This is a genomic window from Winogradskyella echinorum (assembly GCF_014297365.1).
GTDB classification, from domain to species: Bacteria; Bacteroidota; Bacteroidia; order Flavobacteriales; family Flavobacteriaceae; genus Winogradskyella; species Winogradskyella echinorum.
In genome coordinates, this window is record NZ_JACOQD010000002.1 from 654,678 (window position 1) to 674,746 (window position 20,069).

Below are 20,069 nucleotides of genomic sequence, written 5' to 3' on the forward strand. Positions count from 1 at the left end.
ATTATTTGATATATACAAAAGCTCCTTGTTTGTTAATTTCATCACCATAAAACGTTTTGGCAGTAAATGTGTAATAGTAATTTCCGTTTTCAGCAATTTCATCCTTTACTTTTCCGTCCCATCCTCTAATACTATCTCCTTTCTCCTTATATATAAGACTTCCCCAAGTATCATAAATATTTATTTCTAAAGTATTGAGTCCAATGTGTACTGGAGCAAAATAATCATTTAGTCCATCTTCATTTGGTGTAAAAGCATCTGGCATTATTAGTTTATAACCTTCTTCAATATTTAATGTGATAACTTTAGTATAAACGCAACCTAAAGGGTAAGTAACCGTTTGTGTAACAATGTAACTACCAATATTGAAATAAGTATGTGTTGGATTTTCTTCTGCCGAAAAACTACCATCTCCAAAATCCCATAAAACACTTTCATAATTACCAGTAGCTGTATTTATAAATTCAATTGGATCTTGAATTGTATAAATTCCATAATTTAAAAACCCGAATGATGTAGTTTCAAAATCAGCATCGCCCAAAACAGGAGTTTCAACATTTAGCGAATATGTAGTTGTACAACCATTGCTATCTAAAACTTCAACAATCACTAAACCATCTTCATCTGTAGTCATTTGTTCATTATTAATACCACTTACCGTTCCTGTTGACCAAGTATACTGAAATGGTGGCACACCTCCACTTGCCATAGCAACAAAGGTTTGATTAACATTATGCGATTCACAATCTACTTCAGTTTGTGTTTCGATATCTATAGTTAAAGGTTCAAACCTAATAACATCCCAACTGCCTTGAATTTCGCAGCCATTAGCATCAGTAACATTTGCCACATAAGTATTAGGTGGTACGCTATCTAAATCTTCTGTATTTGCTCCATTTGACCATACAACATCAAAAGGTGGTGTTCCTCCTTCAATTAATAAATTAATTGCTCCGCTATTGGTGTCATCGCAATCTAAGGCATCAGTTACATTAGCCGAAAGCTCTAATGGTAGAATATTATAAATGGTAAAACTATCCTGTATTACACAAGGCGTACCATCTGTTATCGTAACCGAATAAGTGCCAGGAGCAAGATTATTTCGCTCAGTTCCAGCTACAGGATCATCATCCCAAACTAAGGTTACTGGATCTATTCCTCCAACAAAATTTAAAGTAATACTAGCATCATTTTCACCAGAACATGACATTTGAGTTACTACTGGATCTATTAAAAATATTGGAGGTGCTTCAATTTCAATAGGAAAATCGCGTTCACAATTTTCACTATCAGTAATAGTTATTGTATATATTCCGGGTGATAAATTTATTTGGCTATAGCCTGTACCTAAATTACTCCACGCTACTTGGTAAGGTGGTACTCCACCAGAGATATTATTAATGGTAATTGAAGCATCATTGTCTCCATAACACATTATTTCTGTGGCCGTAACATCTATTTCAATTTGATTATTTTGAATAATTTCAACTTCAAGTGTATCTATACATTCAGAATTATCAGTTACTGTTAAGTTATAAATACCAGCAAATAGATTATCAATATTTTGATTGGTACTTGTGAAACCATTAGGTCCAGTCCAAGCAAATGCATAATCTATTCTACCACCAACTACATCTACAGTTATCGCTCCTGTTGCATCACCAAAACAAAGTACATCTGTTTTAGTGTCTAAGGTCACATCTAATAATTGAGGTTCTTCAATACTAAAATCTAGCGTTATTGGACCACAATTATTTGCATCTGTTACAGACACATTATAATCTCCTGGACCTAGATTAGTTAAATCTTCGTCAGATGAAAATGATGCTCCGTTTAAAGTCCATGTGTATGTATAAGGCAATGTACCACCAGCAATATCGATACCAATACTTCCATCATTGGCACCAAAACAAGAAATAGTTTCAGGATCAAAATCTATGGCACTAAATACTAATTCGTCTGGCTGAGAAATTGTAAATGATTCAGAATAAGGACAACCTCCATTATCTTCAATATCTAGAGTATAGATACCAGCTTCAAGATTAAAAATATCTTCAGCATTACTTGTATAACCATTTGGCCCTGTCCAAGTAACATTATAAGGATTTCCTGTTGTAAAAGGTATTCCACCAACTATGGCTATTTCAATTGAGGCATTATTAGACTCAAAACAAGAATTATTTACAACCGTTGAAGCAACAGAAATGGAAGGGTTTACGGTTACTACAATTTCAAAATCTTCACCTTCACAATCTCCAGAAATTGGGGTTACTGTATAAATTACTGTCGCTGGATTAGTTGTCATATTCTCTAAATATTGAGACACCGTAGCAATAGGTGTCGCTTGAGCAGTTGCACCAGTAATGCTTCCAATAGGATTAACTACAGGATCTGTCCAAGTATATAATGTGTTTAATGGTACAATATCACCTGTGTTTGAAGTATCTGGCACAAAAACAAATGTATTTCCACTACAAATCAACACTTCAGAATCATCAATTATTGGTGTTTCTTTAACAATAATCTCTGCTGTATTGGATATAATTTCTGAACAACCTCCAGAATTAAACGTAATAACTACATAATAATATGTAGTACCAACAGTATTTACCATTGGACTATAAGTGCTAGAAGTTGCACCTGCAATTGCGGTTCCTGTGGTTGTATTATCTAGCGGATTTTGATACCATTGATATGTAGGTGTTCCTGCACCATTGGTATAAGAAACATTTAATGCAGACGTGGTTTCTCCTAAACACAATTCATCTGAAATGGGTTGCGCACTAAATTGTGCTCCTTCACTAACCTCAACCTCACTAATTTCACTAGTAACCTCACAACCTGATACATCTTGAGTAACAATACAATAGTAAAAAAATGTCCCAACTGTTGTTGTAGGTGGTGTATAAGTTGCTGAAGTTGCACCTGAAATTGCGGTTCCTGTTGTTGAATTATTTACTGAATTCACATACCATTGATATGAATTATTACCTAATCCACCAGAGACCATAACCTCTATATTTTGTGCTACGGTATTTTGACATATACTCTGAAAAGCCAATGGCTGAGTTGTAATTATAGGATCATCTACTACAACAATTTCTGAAACATCACTTATTAAACCTGCACAACCACTTGCGCTATATGTTACTTCAGCATAATAATAAAATGTACCTGTACTTGTAAACATTGGAGGTGTATATGTTGAAGCTGTTGCACCTACAATTAAAGTACCACCTGTGTTTGCATTTACTGTATTGCTATACCATTGGTACGACTCCACACCTGCGCCACCCGAAACAGTGATGGATAATTCTTGTGCTATACCTCCTTCACAAATAGTTTGCGTATTAATAGGTTGTGCATCAATTTGTGTTGTATTTGCTACTTCAATTTCTGCTGTATCCGAAACAATTTCATTACAGCCGCCTGTAGAAAATGTAATTACTACATAATAATAGGTTATTCCAACTGTATCTGTTGGTGGTGTATATGTTGCTGAAGTTGCACCAGATATTGGTGTTCCAGTTGTAGTATTATCTACAGTGTTTTCGTACCATTGATAATTAGGTGTACCAGTACCTTGAAGGGTTACCGATAAATCATCAGCAGTACCATTTAGACATACAGAATTTGATATGGGTTGAGCTGTAATTAATGGTGCTGGCTCTACAGTAATTTCAAAATTAACTGGAGCACCAACACAGCCACTAATTTCTGGAGTTACCGTATAAATTAATGTAATTGCTGTAGATGTCGAATTTATTATTGTTTGTGATGGAATTGTACTAGATGTTCCGCTATCTACAAAACCTGTAAGACCTGCAGGATTATTTGAAGACCAACTAAATGTAGTACTTGCATTGTCTGAAGTTAAATTAATAGCATCTGATACTGTACCAGAACATATTGTTTGCTCTAAATCTGTATTAGTTATTGTTGGTGAATCGTTAATTGAAAAATCTTCGGTAACTGTAGTTGTACCACAAGCATTGGTAACACTAAAGGTTATTGTATAATCACCAACCGTAGAATAAGTTACTGTTCCAGGATCTAACTGATCTGAAGTAGCAGGAGAACCACCAGGAAACAACCAGCTATAAGTTATAGTATCTGAAGCGGGCGCACAAGTATCTACAGTTGCCACAGGAATAAAAGTTGCCATACCACAAGCATCTGTAATCTCATCTATCATAGCATTTGGTGGTTGTTTTACTTCAATTGTTTCTGATATTGAAAAATCGCCACAGCCATTTGTTGCCGTCATAGTTAACTCATAGGTTCCTGCAGAATCAAACTGAAATGATGGATTGGCTGAATTTTCATCTGTACCATTTGTAAAACTCCAAGCTGCAGAAGTACCGCATGAAGCCGCTGTATAGTTTACTTCCCATAAATAGGTTGGCGGATTACAACTATCTGTCTCATCAGTACTATTTACAGTAGTTACTTGCAAAGGTGAACACCCTTCATTAACATTTGTAGTAAAAATTGGAACTAAATCTTCTTCTATACATATAGTCTTAACAACTGGATCTGTAGTACCACAAAAATTCTCTTCAATGAGTGTTACTGTATAAGTTCCGGCTGATGTATAAGTATGACTTGGGCTTTCTAAATCTGATGTTGTGCCATCACCAAAGTCCCACATATGATTAGCATCTTCGGTACAATTAGGGCCAAAACCATTTTCAGTTTCATTGGTAAATAATATCGCTGTTCCTACACAACCAGGTGTTTGAAAGGTAAAATCAACATCAGGTAATTGTAATAATGTAACTGGTCCTGCTGTAGAAAATGTTTGACCACAAGACGTTGTAATAGTTAGAGATACAATATAACCTGCTCCTGGACAATTTGATGCAGTATAGGTATAATCTAATAAAATAGGGCTAGCCGCTTCTGGATTAGCAGGATCATAATCTGTAGATAATGCTATTAAATCAGCCTGAGTAAATGTTTCTTGATTACCATCACCGTAATCTACATAATATGTGGTGTCCTGAGGATTATCTCCCCATTCATCAATTGTAAATCCTAAGTTACTAACAGGTAAACATAAATTAGTAGTATTACCAGGATTAGTAACATTACCACCAGGATTACTAGAGTTTTTTACAAGTATGGTTTCAGTAGAAATACATCCACTGTCTCCATAACCAGTGAATGTCATATTAAATGACCCTAATTCTGTATAGGTATGCGTTATAGGAAAGGAAATATTGGTTTCAGAGCTACCATCTCCCCAACTAACGTCATATGAAGTAATACAACCTGCAGAAGGAGAAACATTTCCTACATTAATTATATAAGTAGGATCAACCGTATTATTGCCACAGTTATCAAATGGAAGAAATTGATCATCTAAATCTTCAAAAACCATTTGTGGACGCTGTTCAACATTTATCGTTTGAGATGAACTCGCTGTAGAATTATCACTTTCGTCTGTAACCGTTAATGTTACAGTAAAATTAGAAAAACCACATCCAAATGCATTATATATTTTATTAGGATTTTCGATAGTAGAACTCGTACCATCTCCAAAATCCCAATTGTAAATAAAAGGACCTGTACCTGTTACAGTAGAAGTAAAATTTATTACTGTACCAGAACATGCATTGTCATTGTTGAATGTAAAGCTAACTCCTGGCGGATTAGCAGATGAAACTAACCTATTATTTAGTGCATCTATTTTATTAAAAAAAACAGTTTCTGTGATGTTAAATGCACCAATTAAACCAAAAAAAGACACAACAAGTACAAGTAAGCTATATTTTATTTTCCCCATAAATATTTAACAGCTAATTCTTTGAAGGGTTTAATGTAGTTAAATTCTTGTTAAGCCATTATTAAACTTTAACATTTTTCGACAAGAACATTGAATTATCTATGAATGACCGTTTTACATTAATTATGACAGCCACATTACTTAAAGTTTATGAAAATTAGTTACGCAATATTTTTATAATAATCATATTAATTTCCTTATTTTTAAACACTTAATTAATCAACATACCTTTGCTAAAGCTTGGGTGTAATAAACCAACCATATGAAAAAGTACAATCACTTTTACATTGCCCTCCTCTTACTACTTTTTATAAACATTTCATTAGCTCAAGAAACTTCAAAACAAAAAGACTCTACAAAGAAAGCGACAAAAGAGTTACCTCTAGAGCCTACCAGAAAAGTTAACTTTACTACGGATAAAGGCACTTGGATTTCGGTAGATGTAAGTCCTGATGGTAAAACCATTATGTTTGATATGATGGGAGATTTATACACCATCCCAATTACTGGAGGTAAAGCAACCCGAGTTACAGAAGGTATGCCCTATGATGTGCATGCACGCTACAGTCCAGATGGTAAATCAATTTTATTCATTTCAGATAAAAGCGGATCGGATAATCTTTGGACCATGGATTTGGCCACTAAAGAACAAAAACAATTAACTAAGGACAAAGACAAATACCATGTTTCAGCAGCCTGGAGTCCAGATGGTGATTATATAGTTGGTACTCGTGGCAGACGAAATATAAAACCATTTATAGTTCATAAAGACGGTGGTTCTGGTGCTAATTTATTGAGTAAACAAAAAGCTAATAAATATATCGACCCTGCATTTAGTGCAGATGGTAAACATATATATTTCTCTGCTCGTCGTGGAGCTTGGAATTATAATGCTCAATTACCACAATATCAAATTATGAGTTTTAATCGCGAAGATGCAGCTACAGAAACGGTGACTTCTCGATACGGTTCAGCATTTACTCCAACCTTATCAAAAGATGGAAAATGGATGGTTTATGGTAGTCGTTTTGAAGAACACACTGGTTTAGTACTAAGAAATCTTTCATCTGGTGAAGAACGTTGGTTAGCATATCCTGTACAAAGAGATGATCAAGAGTCAATAGCGCCATTAGGTGTTTTACCTGCAATGGCTTTTACTCCAGATAGCAAAAACTTAATAGCTTCTTATGGTGGAAAACTCTACAAAATTGGAATTGCAGATAGTAAAGCAACAGAAATTCCATTTTCGGTAGATGTAGATTTAGATATGGGACCAATGGTGTCGTTTAAATATCCTATTGATGATTCACCCGAAGGACTTGTAACTCAAATAAGAGGTGCAAAACCCTCACCAGATGGTAGTAAGATTGCATTTACAGCATTAAACCGTCTGTATGTTATGGACTTGCCAAATGGCACACCTAAGCGTTTAACCAATCACAATTTTACAGAAGCGATGCCAGCTTGGTCACCAGATGGAAAACAAATTGTGTTTACAACATGGAAGCCAGATGGAGGTCATTTGTTTAAAGTTAATGTTTCTGGAAGAGGTAATGTAACGCAATTGACCAAAGAACGAGGAATCTATACCAATCCTGCTTGGTCTTATAAATCCAATAGAATTGCTTTTACCAAAGGGGCTGCTCAAACTTACGATGATGCTATAGATCCTTTTAATGGCAGGACAGTTGAAGAACTCGCATGGATTTCTAGTGATGGTGGTGATATAACTATTATAGATAGAGCAAAAGGAAGAGGACTACCACATTTTACTAAAGTAAATAATCGTATTTATTTAAATCATGGTGGTAAAGGTTTAATATCTGTACGTTGGGATGGTAGTGACGAAAAAGAACATTTAAAACTAACAGGAATAAAAACGTATGGTTCTTCTGATATTTTCGGGAAAGATCATGACCATGCTGCAGCAATGCCAAGTCATGAAGATGGTTGGAGAGAAAATAATACAGGATCTAGACCGAGTGAAATTAGAATTTCGCCAGATGGAACGCATGCATTAGCAAAAATTAATAACGATATCTATTCGGTTATTATTCCTATGATCGGAACTACACCTTCTATCAATTTAGCTAAACCCGAAAATGCCGCCTTTCCTGCTAATAAACTTACTGTTATGGGAGGTGAATTTCCTGAATGGTCTAATGATAGTAAAAAAGTTCATTGGTCATTAGGCGCGAGTCACTTTGCTTATGATTTAGTAAAGGGAAAAGCATTTTCAGATAGTTTAGCTTTAGCGAAAAAGAAGGAAAAGGAACTTAAAGAAGCAGAAAAGAAAACGGATTCTACTAAAACAGATAAAAAAGAAGAGAAGAAAAAAGAGAAACCAACTTTTAAAGCTGAAGAATATAAGGTAAAAGTAAAGTACCAAAGAGCTATTCCAAAAGGTAAAACACTACTAAAAGGTGGTAGAATTATCACCATGAATGGTAAAGAAGTTATAGAAAATGGTGATATTTTAATTGAAAATAACCGTATTATTAATGTTGGTGTTTCTGGAAGTTTTAATGTACCAAATGATGCAGTAGTTATAGATGCCAAAGGCAAAACAATAACACCTGGTTTTGTAGATACCCACGCACACATGTGGCCAAATTGGGGAGTTCATAAAAATCAGGTATGGATCTATTCTGCAAATTTGGCTTATGGAGTAACCACTACTAGAGATCCTCAAACAGCAACTACAGATGTATTAACTTATGCAGATATGGTAGAAGCAGGCATGATTCATGGACCAAGAGTTTATAGTACAGGACCCGGAGTTGGTTATTGGGCTTATAATATAGAAAGTCTTGATCATGCTAAAGAAGTTTTAAAACAATACAGTGAGTATTACAACACTAAAAGTATTAAGAGTTATTTAGTAGGTAATCGTCAACAAAGACAATGGGTGATTATGGCTGCTAAAGAATTAAAACTAATGCCAACTACAGAAGGCGGTTTAGATTTTAAACAAAATATGGTGAATATGATGGATGGTTATCCTGGCCATGAGCATTCGTTTCCTATTTACCCAATTTATGATGATGTTATAAAAGTTTCAGCTCAGTCTCAAATGGCTATTACACCTACCCTTTTAGTAAGTTATGGCGGTCCTTGGGCAGAAAATTATTTCTATTCTAGAGAAAACCCATATGATGATCCTAAAATGCAATACTTTACTCCTTATGCAGAATTAGCTCAAAAATCAAGAAGACGACCAGGATGGTTTAAGGATGAAGAGCATGTATTTAAAAAGCATGCTGAGTTTATGAAAGATCTAATAGAAGCAGATGGTATTGGTGGTGTTGGTAGCCATGGTCAATTACAAGGTTTAGGATATCATTGGGAATTATGGGCTGTTGCAAGTGGTGGCATGAATAACCATGATGCCTTACGTATTGCAACCATTAAAGGATGTGAGGCATTAGGCCTAGACAAAGATTTAGGATCTATCGAAGTTGGAAAAATTGCTGATATCTTAATAATGAGCGGTAATCCACTTGATAACTTACGAAACACAAACACTTTAACGCATGTTGTAAAAAATGGTATTGTTTATGACGCCAATAATCTAGACGAAGTTGCACCTGTTAAAAAGAAAGCCGAAACGTTTCATTGGCAAACTAAAAAACCTCTAGGACTACCTGGTATAAAAAATTAAAAAGTAAACTATTCTTATTTTTTAAAAAGCCATTACAATCTTGTAATGGCTTTTTTAATAAATATCGCATTTCTATTTTCTTTTCTCTAATATACTACAATTACCTACAACCATATATTTTTAGTTAAAATTGCTAAAAATTTCAACACTCTGATTTTCAGTATTTTATAAAATTTAATAAAATTATTTGTGCATTTTATCGTATTTTTTTGCATTTCGTAGATTTTTTTTTGTTATGTTTGCTCGTCATTAAACCTCAAATCTGACATTAACAGCTTATGAAAATTTCTGATTTACATATAAGAAAAGCGTATATCCAAGGTATAGTGATACTCGTTATTTCTTGCATAGCTTTTTTGCAAGATTTTAGTTTTCTATTTGGTAATGATCAGTTACAAAATCCAAATATTTATTTAGCATATAATATACAAGAAGAACTTAGCGATGAATTTCCAAATTCAATTGATTTACTGCATAATACGTTAGAATTAAAAACTACAAATTCAAATGATATAACTACACCATTAAATAAAAGTAATAACAGTTACATTAATGAAGATGTTGATATTTTAAAAATTAGTTTAGCCAACGCCAACGCACAAAATCCAACTGCTAACGGAACTACAGAATTTTTAACTATAGAAAATAATGAAGCAAATTTAAATTATACAGCTTCACCTATAGCGACTGACCTTAGTTCTGGTATAACTAATACTTCTTTAAACACTGAAGTTTATTTAAAAAGGATACAACGTATTTGGACCATTATACCGACGAGTACAAATACTCCAACAATGACTATTAAAATTCCAAGGGCCTCAATTGCAAATGATCCTTCACTTGGTAATTTTTATATGCTAGTGTCAAATTCTAATGTATTTGATTCTAACTCAGATTACAGAATACTGACGTTAGATGAAAACGGAGATTTAGAAACAAACTATAAATTTGAAGAAACGGCATATATTTCTTTTGGATTTTCACCTCAAATTTCAATCGAGCGATCCATTTATTTCAATGGTTATCAAGATTATATAGATATTCAAAATCAATTAGAATTAAATCCAGACGGTTTTACGATTTCTGCATGGATTAAAAGAGATCATAATGATTTTGGTGAAGTTTCCATACTATCAAAAAGAGATATTGGTTTTACAAAAGGCTTTGATATTACACTTAACAGTGATAATAAATTAAGAATTAAATGGAAAAACGAAAGCTATCAAACACTAAAGTCTTATACACCTATTCCTTTTAATATATGGCACCATGTGGCTATTACATATAATGGTTCTAAAGTATCAATTTATATAGATGGTGTGTTAGACAATTCAGCAATAAAATCTGCTCCTGTCGCTACAAATGAATCCTTTCTTATAGGTGCTGCCGGAACAGATAGACCTATACAACATTTTAGAGGACATATTGACGAAGTACGAATTTGGAAAACGGATTTAACAGAAGACCAACTACGTTTTATAATGAATCAAGAAATAGCAAATAATTCTGGTTTAGTATTTGGTAAAGCCTTACCAACTTCAATTACCAAAAACGATATTAATACAATTTCATGGTCAGATTTAGCAGGCTATTATCCAATGTCTGCCTTTACTTATAATAATACAATGGATGCTTCTGGTAATGGCAATAACGGATTACTAAAAAATATAATGACAGTTGACGTTGAAACCACTCCATTACCATATAAAACAAATCTTGATGGAGATTGGGACGATAACTCAACTTGGGCTAATGGAAATTTACAGTACATACCTGGTTCAACATCAATTGTTAACCCAAACACAACTATAGATTGGAATATCGTAAAAATTCAACATAATTTATTGATGGATAATTCAGATTTACCAGCTATAAATAAATTAAACAGAATTATTTTAGGATTATCTATTGATGCTAATTCATTAAAATTAAAAGGAGATAACGACAGTGGTACAGGAAATGGATTAACTATTACGCATTACTTAAATCTTAATGGAAAATTAGATCTCGAAGGTGAATCTCAATTAATTCAAACTTTAAAAAGTGACCTAAATGTTACCTCCGAAGGTTTAATTGAACGCGATCAACAAGGTACAGCAAATACCTATACATACAATTATTGGTCATCTCCTGTTACCAAACAAAACTCTGAAGTCAATAGTTTTAAAATTAGTGATGTAATGAAAGATGGTACTTCATCCTCAAATCCATTACCAATTAATTTTTCATCTTCTGGTTATAATGGAGCTCCATCTAATCCAATTCGTATTGCAGATTATTGGGTATGGAAGTATGCAAATGAACTTAATAACAACTATTCTTCCTGGCAACATATTAGAAGAACAGGAACTATTTTTCCAGGTGAAGGCTTTACCATGAAAGGACCTGGAACTGGGACTGCAGAAATACTTCAGAATTATGTATTTACAGGAAAACCCAACAATGGAAAAATTAATCTTAATCTGGCTGCAGATAATGAATATTTAATCGGAAATCCATATCCATCTGCTATAGATGCGGATAAATTTATTAGAGATAATGGAATAAATGATTCCGCTTTAATTAGTGGTACTCTATATTTTTGGAAACATTATGGAGGTAACTCTCATGCTGTACAAGATTACAAAGGAGGTTATGCAACTTATAATTTTGCAGGCGCAGTTGCAGCAGCTACAAAAGGTAATATTAACAACTCCGAAGTATTAACACAAAAACCTGGACGCTACATACCAGTTGGTCAGGGCTTTTTTGTAATGGGTGAAAATGGTGGCACTATTAATTTTAATAATGGTCAACGTGTCTTTAAAAAAGAAGGAAGTAACTCCCTATTTTTAAGAAGCAGTACACATTCTAATAATGAAGAAAACATTGATGGTAGAATGAAATTTAGAATAGGTTTTAACTCTGTAAACAACTTACATCGTCAATTACTCTTAACTATCGATGAAAGCACAACACCCAACGTGGATTGGGCTTACGATGGCAAATTAAACGAAAATCAGATAGACGATATGTTTTGGGTAATACAAAATGAAGCCTATATTATTCAAGCTAGTAATGAAGCTGAAGTTTCTACAACCTATCCTTTGGGTATAAAAACCAATTCTAATGGTTTAAACCGTATCACAATTGACGCCTTAGAAAATGTTCCAAATGATATGGATATATATGTACATGATATCGTTATAAACACCTATCATAATTTAAGAACTAGTAATTATGAAGTTTATTTAAATGCAGGTGAACACTTAGATCGTTTCGAAATTACGTTTGGTGTGCCATCAGAGGCTCTTAATATTGATGATGAAATTTTGAGTAGTCTCAATATAGTATACGCTAATGACATCAACAAAATAGTATTAATTAACCCAAACCAAATAGAAGTAAAATCTATTGTTCTATATAATATGCTAGGCCAACCGATTTTTACAATAAAAGATATATTAAGAAAGGATCATTCAGAATATGATATTAAAAATTTAAGTGCTGGAGCTTACATTATTAAGTTACATGCAGTTAACGATTCTGTATTGACCAGAAAAGTAATAGTTGAGTAATTTCAATTGTTTTTAGTTAGTTAGTGATTAGAAAAGTCTCAGTCTATTTATAGCTGAGGCTTTTCTTATTAAACTCATTTTAAAGTTTCTAACAACTCATTGAATGGCAATTTAGTTTGCTCACCAGATTCCATATGCTTTAACGCAAAGGTCTTAGCATTTAATTCTTCCTCACCAACCAAAACCACATACGGAATATTTCGACGATTAGCATAGGTCATTTGCTTTTTCATTTGCTTACCAGACGTAACCGCATCAGGATATAATTCGGCTTTTACACCATTTTCTCTTAACTTGGATACTGCTTTTAATGAAGCCATCGCCTCCTCATCACCAAAACTTATAAATAACACTTTTGTAGCTTCGGTAATTGTATCAGGAAACAAACCTAATTCTTCTAAAACTAAATAAATACGATCTAAACCAAAGCTGATGCCTACTCCACTCATATTTTTTAGGCCGAAAATGCCTGTAAGATCATCGTAACGACCTCCGCCTCCTATGGAACCCATTTTTACACCATCTGGTGCAGAAACCTCAAAAATAGCACCTGTGTAATAGTTAAGCCCACGAGCAAGGGTAACATCTAATTGCAGTGTTGCTGTTTTTAATTCTAAGTTTGAAATGGCAGTATTTATAAATTCTAATTCTTCAATACCTTTGAGTCCGATTTCAGAAGCATTTAAAATAGATTTTAAACTCTCTACTTGGTTTCCAAAATCACCTTTAAGTGTGAATAAAGGTTGAAGTTTAGCAATACCTTCTTCTGATATACCTTTAGAACGCATTTCTTCTTTTACCTTCTCCTCACCTATTTTATCAAGCTTATCTAATGCTACTGTAAAATCGATAAGCTTATCTTGGGCTCCAATCACTTCGGCAATACCAGATAAGATTTTACGATTGTTAATTTTTATAATAACCCCTTCTAATTGTAAAGCTGAAAAAACCGCATCATACAGCTGCACAAACTCAACTTCTTGAAATAACGATTTAGACCCAACAACATCAGCATCACACTGGTAAAACTCTCTAAAACGTCCTTTTTGCGGACGGTCTGCACGCCAAACAGGTTGAATTTGGTAACGTTTAAAAGGGAATTCTATCTCGTTTTGGTGTTGTACTACGTAACGTGCGAAAGGCACAGTTAGATCATAACGAAGGGCTTTTTCGGAGATTAGCGTAGTGCTTTTATAGGAATTCATAGAGTATTCTTTCAAATACTCATTATAGAAAGCAATAAATGCATCGGACTTTACAGTTTCTTTTCCAACAGAGTTTAAGTTTTTAAAGTTTAAAAAATCTTCTTTGAATATATTAAAGGTTTTATTCAATAACACTTTTATATAATCATCATCATTCTTAAAATAAACATCGATTGATTCTCTCAAGGTTTCAGAAAAACTTAAATCATCATCCAATGAGCGTAAAATCTTATCATAAACTCCAAAAAAATTTGAAACTCTCAAGGCTATTTTAACATCATTCTTTCTTAAGTCTTTAAAATAGTCTCCGCTATTCAAAATCTTAAAAATCAAGCGATCACCTTCATCACCATATTTTCCCATTAAGGTTTCTGAGTTTTCAAAACTAGGAGTTTCAATTGGTTGAAATCCATAAACTTGAAACTGCTCTTTTATCGTTTCCATGATATAAGAACGCTTTGCAACTTCTGCTGCATTAAAATCTCTGGTGCCTTTAGGAATACTTGGTTTTTGTGCCATGCTTACTTCCTGCGAAAGCAGGAATCTTTTTTAATTAAAAAATACTTTCAAAAAAATTGAAATATTCTGTCACATTGAGCATTGGTTGAGATAAAATAATTTTTTATCGAAAGCACTTTGCAAAGCAAAATGAAATGTATTAAAACTATTAAATTATAACTTCTCAATTGCGCTCGAAATGACAGTAGAAAAAACTTCTCGTCCATTCAATTCATCACAAAAATATTATAATTTTTAGAGCCAAACCCAAGATATTTGGTTTTTATAGTAACTTTATCGTGTTTAAGTAGTCTTATACTTTTAAACAAGCCAACTAACTATACATAACACTATGTTTTCATTAGCTAAGGAGAATATTAAAATTGCTTTCGACTCTATTAAAAGTCAATTACTAAGAACAATTTTAACCGTTTTAATAATTGCCATAGGTATTATGGCCTTAGTTGGTATTTTAAGTGGTGTTTCTGCCTTAGAAAACACTATTTCCGGCAGTTTCTCTTCTATGGGTGCTAATACCTTTAACTTTCAACGTTATGAATTTACTGCGCAGCGACAAAGTAGAAGAGAACGTCAAAAGATTAATCCGGTTATCAATTACAGAAATGTAAAAGATTTTGAAGATAATTACGATTTTCCTTTTACTAAAGTTGCTGTATCTTTTATGGGTACATTTACTGCGGAAGTAAAATACGAAAACAAAAAAACAGATCCTGAAGTAAGAGTTCTTGGTGCCAACGAAAATTTTATAGAAAACTCAGGTTTAGAAATTGATAATGGTCGTTCGCTTAACGTTTTTGATATAGAAAATAGTAGTGCCGTTTGCGTTGTTGGTAGCGATTTACAAAAAGCATTGTTTCCTGACGACAATCCAATTAACAAAACTATAAGTGTACGAGGATCTAAATTTAAGATTATTGGTGTATTAAAAGAAAAAGGATCGACGTTTGGTAATAATCAAGATTTACGAATGATTATTCCTATACAGAAAGCCCGATCCATATTTACAAATCCTAATATCAATTATACACTAAGTGTAAAAGTAGATAAACAAGATATGCTCGAAGGAGCACAAGATGATGCTATTTTAACTTTTAGAAATATTAGAGGTTTAAACCCAGTTGAAAAGAATGATTTTGGAATAGAACGTAGTGATGATTTATTAAATAGAGCTGCTGAAAACACCTCTACATTATACATAGCAGCATGGATTATTAGTATCATCACCATATTTGGTTCTACCATTGCACTTATGAATATTATGCTTGTTTCCGTTACAGAACGCACAAGAGAAATAGGTGTACGTAAAGCTTTAGGTGCTAAAGCTAAAACCATTGCTTTTCAGTTCTTTATGGAAACTATAATTATTGGTCAACTTGGTGGAATTATAGGTATTGCCCTCGGAATTTTAATTGGTTGGGGAGTTGCAAAAGGTTTTGAATTAGACTTTTCTACACCTTGGGTGGCTATGATTTGGGCAACGACTATTGCTTTTATTGTAGCAGTAATTTCAGGGTTATATCCAGCTACCAAAGCTGCTAAATTAGATCCTATTGAGTCGTTGCGTTATGAGTAATTTACCTGCGATAAAGGAATATATGTTGTATATTAATTAGAAAGTTTGAGCGCCAAGCAAATTATTTTTTATCATGAAAGAATTCTTTATAAAACTAAATAACTTTTTCAGAAATCTTCTACTTAGTGATGTCGACAAACCTTACGACCGACCACTTCCATACCACAGAAAATTTGGCTCTGTAGAAAGACAAAAAAATGACTTAAAACAGAAGAGAGCTCAAGAACAAAGAGAGCAATCTAGAGGCTTTTAAGCTCCTTTAATCAAATTAGCAAAATAATTAAATAACTCTCCTTTTGTAATATTTGCACCAGACTGAATCATTTTAAAGATATCTAAATGCTTATCGTCCGAATAGTCCTTTTTAGCATTATAAAATTGAATACTATCAGACAACAAATTATCTCTTAACCATTGAAAACCTTCTTTAGAAGTAAAATCTATTGCTTCATTTTCAATTTTCAAGGCAATTAAGCGCATGTTTTTTTCATTACATTGAAACAAATGAATTTGATTTGGTGAGATATGCTCCAGGTATTCTACTTTACTCAATACACCAAACCAAACTAAATCACTAAAAACATCTAACTCTTGCTCTGCGGCTTCTGGCTTGTTTTCTTTAATGTCTGCCCACTCATCTGCAGTGATAGATTGAGTAGCTAAAAAATTGATGAATTCTTGGTGTAATTCTTCAAATTGTTCTTTTGTTAGTCTTGTATATTTCATTGACAAATTTATTTGTCATTCCGCAATTGATGCGGAATCTCATTTATATTAATTAATAGCTTTAAATGCTTCAAACGGTCTGTCTGTAGCTATTATATCTACTCCTATACTCATCCATTTGCTATAAAGTTCATCACCTCTTGCTTCGGCTTGTCCGTCTAAGTTTCCTAGTGTTCCAAGAATACAAACAATATCTTCTGCGTGCAATCTTTTAAAAAGTGACTCATCGGATAAACGTGTTCCTGTAAAGGCTAACATATTTTTCGTTGGGATTTTGGTAGCCAGCAACCTATCGAATTCCTTATCATTTCTAGCAGAAACGGATAACAATAACTCTGGCGCATACTCAAAAGCAGAAATTGCTTGGTTAACATCGTAAGTAATAACAATGCTAATATCTTCTGCTTTTGCCTCTCTAATAGCGTTAATAACAGCTTTCTGACTTACACTACGTTTTATATCTACTGTTAGGATGACATTATTTGCTTTACACCATTCTAAAACCTCAGAAAACAAAGGAATTTTAAAATCGGTCTTATTCCCATAATCGTCAACTAAATTGAATTTTTTAAGTTCATTATAAGTTAAATCTTTTACCAATCCAGAGCCATTTGTTGTTCTTTCAATAGAATTGTCGTGCATTAACACTAATTGACCATCTTTAGTTTGTGCCACATCAATTTCGTATATAGCAGAAATATTTTCATTAACATACTTAATTGTTTCTAAACAATTTTCAGGATAATTTTTAATGCTTTTACCTCCGCGATGTACACTAATTTTAGGATAATCTCCTTTTGAAGCGTTAAAGACTTCAATAAGTTTAGAATGCGTGATTACTTCTGGCGTATCAGTTTTAGAATCTTTACATCCTAAAAAAAGCACTAAAAAAAAGGCTAGTAATAAATGTTTCATATTGATGGAATACTAAAATTAAAAAAACCGTCTAGATAAACTAAACGGTTTTTAAATAATATAAAAAATTGAGATTAAGCTCCCGCAACTACCTCAAATGGTAATTCTACAGTAACTTCTCTGTGTAATCTGATTACAGCATTGTATTTACCTAAACGCTTTACATTACCACCAATTACATTGATGAATTTTTTATCAATTTCTTGACCTTCTTTTTGTAAAGCCGCAGCTAAATCAATATTATTTACTGAACCAAAAAGCTTATCACCAGCACCAACTTTAGAGGCTATTTTTACTTCTAAACCAGCTAATGCTTCAGCAACAGTTTTTGCTTCGTCAATAATTTTCTTTTCTTTAAATGCGCGTTGCTTTAAAGTTTCTGCTAATACTTTTTTTGCAGAAGTCGTAGCCATTACAGCTTGACCTTGAGGAATTAAAAAGTTTCTACCATAACCGTTCTTAACAGATACAATATCGTCTTTAAATCCTAAATTTTCAACGTCTTGTTTTAATATAAGTTCCATTGTGTTATGATATTTTATTTTAATAAATCAGCAACATATGGCATTAAAGCTAAATGTCTAGCTCTTTTTACAGCCACAGATACTTTTCTTTGGTATTTTAAAGATGTTCCTGTTAAACGTCTTGGTAACAATTTACCTTGTTCGTTTACAAAACCTAATAACCAATCTGCATCTTTGTAATCTACATACTTGATACCAGATTTTTTGAAACGACAATACTTCTTATTTTTAGAAGTTTCTATATTTAAAGGAGTAAGATATCTAATTTCTCCGTCCTTTTTTCCTTTTGCTTGTTGTTCTATTGATGACATAATTACGCTTTTGCTTTTGCTTTAACTTTAAGTTTTTCTCTTCTTCTCTCAGCCCAAGCTACAGCGTGCTTGTCTAATTTTACAGTTAAGTAACGCATAAAACGCTCATCACGTCTAAACTCTACTTCTAAAGGTTCAATTGCTTCACCAGCAACAGTGTACTCAAATAAATGGTAAAAACCACTTTTTTTGTTTTGGATAGGGTAAGCTAACTTTTTTAGTCCCCAATCTTCTTTGGCAATCATCTTAGCACCTTTAGAAACGAGGAAATCCTCATATTTCTTTACTGTCTCCTTTATCTGATCTTCAGATAAAACGGGATTTAAGATGAAAACAGTTTCATAATGATTCATAATTAATTGTTTTGTTTATTGTTAAAACGGCTGCAAAAATACATATAAATTCTAATTCTGGCAACGTTTTTGAAAGTAAAATTACTAGTTGATTTTTACAATAAAGGAAATGTTAAAAAATACACTTTGTCGGTATTATTTGTTTTTTAACCGAAATTATCGTACTATTGTCGATATCTTAACCTAATAAAATATTAATGTTATGACTTTAAACTGTGTAGTTGTTGATGATTCTGCGATTCAACGTCTCTCTATAGTAAAGTTAATTGAGAATCATTCCTCACTTAACCTTATTGCAGAGTACAGCAGTGCGTTAGAAACAAAAAACGGTCTTAATACACACAAAGTGGATCTTATCTTCTTAGATATAGAGATGCCTGTATTAAACGGTTTTGAACTCTTAGATGTACTCAACAACAAACCCCAAATTATTTTTGTTACTGGTAAAACCGAATATGCTTTTAAAGCATTTAACTACGATGCTACCGATTATCTTCAAAAACCAATCACGAAGGAACGATTTAACACAGCCGTCGAAAAAGCTATTGAGCAACACAAGCTTAAATTAGACTTTAACGAAACGGATGGTGAACATATTTTTGTGAAAAGTAACCTTAAAAAACGTAAAGTTTATATTAAGGATATTAAATGGATTGAAGCACTTGGTGACTACGTAAAGGTAGTAACAGAAGAAAACAGCCTAGTAGTATTATCTACAATGAAGGCTTTTGAACAGGAATTACCTGAAGGTAAATTTTTAAGAATTCACAAATCCTACATTGTGAATCTCGATAAAATTGACCGCTTTAACAGTAAAAATGTTGAAGTTGGAGCCTATGAAATTCCTTTGAGTCGAAATAAAAAGACCCAATTAGTTGATGCTTTAAACAATATGTAAAAACTTTACATTAAAAATTTAAAGCATTACATAATAGTT

General features: G+C 33.0%; 12 protein-coding genes. 5 read left to right on the forward strand and 7 right to left on the reverse strand.

The features are described from left to right. Position 1 precedes the first annotated feature (1 nt). Positions 2-5,788 carry a PKD domain-containing protein gene (locus tag H8K90_RS10110; RefSeq protein ID WP_186845841.1) on the reverse strand — a complete coding sequence of 1,929 codons (5,787 nt, stop codon included), beginning with the start codon at positions 5,786-5,788 and terminating at the stop codon, positions 2-4. A gap of 262 nt (positions 5,789-6,050) precedes the next feature. Between H8K90_RS10110 and H8K90_RS10115 the strand changes: the two genes are divergently transcribed. Together H8K90_RS10115 and H8K90_RS10120 are read left to right on the forward strand one after the other, a co-directional pair. Continuing rightward, the gene (locus tag H8K90_RS10115; protein WP_186845842.1) at positions 6,051-9,449 is read left to right on the forward strand and encodes an amidohydrolase family protein; all 3,399 of its coding nucleotides are present in this window, start codon (positions 6,051-6,053) and stop codon (positions 9,447-9,449) included. Between the two features lie 278 nt (positions 9,450-9,727). Beyond that, complete coding sequence (locus H8K90_RS10120; RefSeq protein ID WP_186845843.1) at positions 9,728-13,006, forward strand: LamG-like jellyroll fold domain-containing protein; 3,279 nt, start codon at positions 9,728-9,730, stop codon at positions 13,004-13,006. Between the two features lie 74 nt (positions 13,007-13,080). On the opposite strand, the gene hisS is transcribed toward H8K90_RS10120, so the two are convergent. Next, on the reverse strand, positions 13,081-14,730 hold the full coding sequence (gene hisS / locus H8K90_RS10125; RefSeq protein WP_186845844.1) for a histidine--tRNA ligase: 1,650 nt from the start codon (positions 14,728-14,730) through the stop codon (positions 13,081-13,083). 331 nt (positions 14,731-15,061) lie between these two features. On the opposite strand from hisS, the gene H8K90_RS10130 reads away from it, so the two are divergent. Both H8K90_RS10130 and H8K90_RS10135 read left to right on the forward strand, forming a co-directional pair. Then, positions 15,062-16,303, forward strand: a complete 1,242-nt coding sequence (locus tag H8K90_RS10130; protein WP_186845845.1) for an ABC transporter permease — start codon at positions 15,062-15,064, stop codon at positions 16,301-16,303. A 73-nt stretch (positions 16,304-16,376) separates the two neighbouring features. Then, a complete protein-coding gene (locus tag H8K90_RS10135) occupies positions 16,377-16,556 on the forward strand; it encodes a hypothetical protein (RefSeq protein ID WP_186845846.1) in 180 nt (59 codons plus the stop codon). On the opposite strand, the gene H8K90_RS10140 is transcribed toward H8K90_RS10135, so the two are convergent. The 5 genes from H8K90_RS10140 to rpsF form a co-directional block, all read right to left on the reverse strand. Next, the gene (locus H8K90_RS10140) at positions 16,553-17,029 is read right to left on the reverse strand and encodes a DUF6495 family protein (RefSeq protein ID WP_186845847.1); all 477 of its coding nucleotides are present in this window, start codon (positions 17,027-17,029) and stop codon (positions 16,553-16,555) included. The two genes, H8K90_RS10135 and H8K90_RS10140, sit on opposite strands and share 4 nt — an antisense overlap. Positions 17,030-17,077: 48 nt before the next feature. Next, positions 17,078-17,944, reverse strand: coding sequence for a glycerophosphodiester phosphodiesterase family protein (locus H8K90_RS10145; protein WP_186845848.1), 867 nt, complete (start codon positions 17,942-17,944; stop codon positions 17,078-17,080). Between the two features lie 74 nt (positions 17,945-18,018). Continuing rightward, positions 18,019-18,468: a 50S ribosomal protein L9 gene (gene rplI, locus H8K90_RS10150; RefSeq protein ID WP_186845849.1), complete on the reverse strand. Its 450-nt coding sequence runs from the start codon at positions 18,466-18,468 to the stop codon at positions 18,019-18,021. A 14-nt stretch (positions 18,469-18,482) separates the two neighbouring features. Continuing rightward, complete coding sequence (gene rpsR, locus H8K90_RS10155) at positions 18,483-18,779, reverse strand: 30S ribosomal protein S18 (RefSeq protein WP_186845850.1); 297 nt, start codon at positions 18,777-18,779, stop codon at positions 18,483-18,485. 2 nt (positions 18,780-18,781) lie between these two features. After that, positions 18,782-19,132: a 30S ribosomal protein S6 gene (rpsF, locus tag H8K90_RS10160; protein WP_186845851.1), complete on the reverse strand. Its 351-nt coding sequence runs from the start codon at positions 19,130-19,132 to the stop codon at positions 18,782-18,784. Between the two features lie 202 nt (positions 19,133-19,334). On the opposite strand from rpsF, the gene H8K90_RS10165 reads away from it, so the two are divergent. Further along, positions 19,335-20,030: a LytR/AlgR family response regulator transcription factor gene (locus tag H8K90_RS10165; RefSeq protein ID WP_008271090.1), complete on the forward strand. Its 696-nt coding sequence runs from the start codon at positions 19,335-19,337 to the stop codon at positions 20,028-20,030. Positions 20,031-20,069: the final 39 nt, after the last annotated feature.

Coding starts and splice junctions, on each gene's coding strand:
- H8K90_RS10110 (WP_186845841.1), bottom strand. CDS start 5,788: ATGGGGAAAATAAAATATAGCTTACTTGTACTTGTTGTGTCTTTTTTT.
- H8K90_RS10115 (WP_186845842.1), top strand. CDS start 6,051: ATGAAAAAGTACAATCACTTTTACATTGCCCTCCTCTTACTACTTTTT.
- H8K90_RS10120 (WP_186845843.1), top strand. CDS start 9,728: ATGAAAATTTCTGATTTACATATAAGAAAAGCGTATATCCAAGGTATA.
- hisS (WP_186845844.1), bottom strand. CDS start 14,730: ATGGCACAAAAACCAAGTATTCCTAAAGGCACCAGAGATTTTAATGCA.
- H8K90_RS10130 (WP_186845845.1), top strand. CDS start 15,062: ATGTTTTCATTAGCTAAGGAGAATATTAAAATTGCTTTCGACTCTATT.
- H8K90_RS10135 (WP_186845846.1), top strand. CDS start 16,377: ATGAAAGAATTCTTTATAAAACTAAATAACTTTTTCAGAAATCTTCTA.
- H8K90_RS10140 (WP_186845847.1), bottom strand. CDS start 17,029: ATGAAATATACAAGACTAACAAAAGAACAATTTGAAGAATTACACCAA.
- H8K90_RS10145 (WP_186845848.1), bottom strand. CDS start 17,944: ATGAAACATTTATTACTAGCCTTTTTTTTAGTGCTTTTTTTAGGATGT.
- rplI (WP_186845849.1), bottom strand. CDS start 18,468: ATGGAACTTATATTAAAACAAGACGTTGAAAATTTAGGATTTAAAGAC.
- rpsR (WP_186845850.1), bottom strand. CDS start 18,779: ATGTCATCAATAGAACAACAAGCAAAAGGAAAAAAGGACGGAGAAATT.
- rpsF (WP_186845851.1), bottom strand. CDS start 19,132: ATGAATCATTATGAAACTGTTTTCATCTTAAATCCCGTTTTATCTGAA.
- H8K90_RS10165 (WP_008271090.1), top strand. CDS start 19,335: ATGACTTTAAACTGTGTAGTTGTTGATGATTCTGCGATTCAACGTCTC.